This window comes from Actinospineispora spinosispora DSM 44797 (assembly GCF_000429025.1).
Classification (GTDB): domain Bacteria; phylum Actinomycetota; class Actinomycetes; order Mycobacteriales; family Pseudonocardiaceae; genus Pseudonocardia; species Pseudonocardia spinosispora.
In genome coordinates this window covers 1-2,695 of record NZ_AUBB01000080.1, presented here as the reverse complement: position 1 = coordinate 2,695, position 2,695 = coordinate 1, and the positions used below count along the sequence as shown (strand labels likewise).

The 2,695-nt window shown below is 55.8% G+C and carries 2 rRNA genes; both read right to left on the bottom strand.

Annotated features, from left to right (window positions below):
* Nucleotides 1–13 precede the first annotated feature (13 nt).
* Nucleotides 14–130: ribosomal RNA gene (rrf, locus tag G406_RS0123530) — 5S ribosomal RNA — on the bottom strand.
* Nucleotides 131–218: 88 nt separating this feature from the next.
* A 23S ribosomal RNA gene (locus G406_RS0123525) occupies nt 219–2,695 on the bottom strand; the annotation flags it as partial.

Below are 2,695 nucleotides of genomic sequence, written 5' to 3'. Positions count from 1 at the left end.
TATGGGGTTTGTATGTCGGCGGTGTCCTACTCTCCCACACCCTACCGAGTGCAGTACCATCGGCGCTGAAGGGCTTAGCTTCCGGGTTCGGAATGGGACCGGGCGTTTCCCCAACGCTAAAACCACCGACAACAATATTCAAATATAAAACCCTACTTGAACACCCAACCACACGGGTTGTTTGCTCAGGGTCACACAGTGGATGCGAACAAAATGTTGAGGTGAAGCCCTCGGCCTATTAGTACCAGTCAACTCCACCCCTCACAGGGCTTCCATCTCTGGCCTATCAACCCCATAGTCTGTGGGGGGCCTTAACCACGCAAAGGTGGTGGGAGAACTCATCTTGGAACGAGCTTCCCGCTTAGATGCCTTCAGCGGTTATCCCTTCCGAACGTAGCCAACCAGCCATGCCCCTGGCGGGACAACTGGCACACCAGAGGTTCGTCCGTCCCGGTCCTCTCGTACTAGGGACAGCCTTCCTCAATTCTCCTACGCGCGCGGCGGATAGGGACCGAACTGTCTCACGACGTTCTAAACCCAGCTCGCGTGCCGCTTTAATGGGCGAACAGCCCAACCCTTGGGACCTACTCCAGCCCCAGGATGCGACGAGCCGACATCGAGGTGCCAAACCATGCCGTCGATATGGACTCTTGGGCAAGATCAGCCTGTTATCCCCGGGGTACCTTTTATCCGTTGAGCGACACCCCTTCCACAAGGTGGTGCCGGATCACTAGTCCCGACTTTCGTCCCTGCTCGACATGTCTGTCTCACAGTCAAGCTCCCTTGTGCACTTACACTCGAAACCTGATTGCCAACCAGGCTGAGGGAACCTTTGGGCGCCTCCGTTACATTTTGGGAGGCAACCGCCCCAGTTAAACTACCCACCAGGCACTGTCCCTGAACCAGATCATGGTCCGAAGTTAGACACCCAATTCGAACAGAGTGGTATTTCAACGATGACTCCACCACAACTAGCGTCGCAGCTTCACAGTCTCCCACCTATCCTACACAATCCGAACCGAGCACCAATACCAAGCTATAGTAAAGGTCCCGGGGTCTTTCCGTCCTGCCGCGCGTAACGAGCATCTTTACTCGTAGTGCAATTTCGCCGAGTCTATGGTCGAGACAGCGCCCAAGTCGTTACGCCATTCGTGCAGGTCGGAACTTACCCGACAAGGAATTTCGCTACCTTAGGATGGTTATAGTTACCACCGCCGTTTACTGGCGCTTAAATTCTCCGCTTCGCCCCCAAAGGGACTAACAGGTCCTCTTAACGTTCCAGCACCGGGCAGGCGTCAGTCCGTATACATCGTCTTGCGACTTCGCACGGACCTGTGTTTTTAGTAAACAGTCGCTTGGGCCTGGTCTCTGCGACCGCCAACCCCTAGCCCGCAAGGAGCTTCAAAGCCAGCGGCCCTCCTTCTCCCGAAGTTACGGAGGTATTTTGCCGAGTTCCTTAACCATAGTTCGCTCGATCGCCTTGGTATTCTCTACCTGACCACCTGTGTCGGTTTAGGGTACGGGCCGCGCAAGAACTCGCTAGAGGCTTTTCTCGACAGCATGGGATCACTCTACTTCGCCTCAATCGGCTACGCATCACCTCTCACCCTTCACGACACCCGGATTTACCTAGATGTCGGGCTACAGGCTTACACCAGTACAACCACTCACTGGCGGAGCTACCCTCCTGCGTCACCCCATCGCTTGACTACTACCAAATCAGGTCCCAGCCGAACAATCGAAGAACAACCCGAAGGCCACTCAACGGTGTCCAGGTGGTTAGTATCAAAAGGTTCGCCATTGTCGCGCTCGCACGGGCACGGGAATATCAACCCGTTGTCCATCGACTACGCCTGTCGGCCTCGCCTTAGGTCCCGGCTCACCCTGGGCGGAATAACCTGGCCCAGGAACCCTTGGTCATTCGGCGGCAGAGTTTCTCACTCTGCTTTCGCTACTCATGCCTGCATTCTCACTCGAACACCCTCCACCACTAGGTCACCCCGCGGCTTCTCTGGATGCACGACGCTCCCCTACCCACACAAACCACTGCACCAGTAAACTGGCGGATGTAATGTTTGCATGCCACAGCTTCGGCGGTACGCTTGAGCCCCGCTACATTGTCGGCGCGGAACCACTTGACCAGTGAGCTATTACGCACTCTTTCAAGGGTGGCTGCTTCTAAGCCAACCTCCTGGTTGTCTAAGCGATCCCACATCCTTTCCCACTTAGCGCACGCTTAGGGGCCTTAGCTGGTGGTCTGGGCTGTTTCCCTCTCGACTATGAAGCTTATCCCCCACAGTCTCACTGCCACGCTTCACTTCACCGGCATTCGGAGTTTGGTTGATTTCGGTAAGCTTGTCGGCCCCCTAGACCATCCAGTGCTCTACCTCCGGGAAGAAACACGCAACGCTGCACCTAAATGCATTTCGGGGAGAACCAGCTATCACGGAGTTTGATTGGCCTTTCACCCCTACCCACAGCTCATCCCCTCAGTTTTCAACCTAAGTGGGTTCGGGCCTCCACACCGTCTTACCGGCGCTTCACCCTGGCCATGGGTAGATCACTCCGCTTCGGGTCTGCAACATGCCACTCAAACGCCCTATTCAGACTCGCTTTCGCTACGGCTACCCCACACGGGTTAACCTCGCGACATGCCACAACTCGCAGGCTCATTCTTCAAAAGGCACGCCATCAC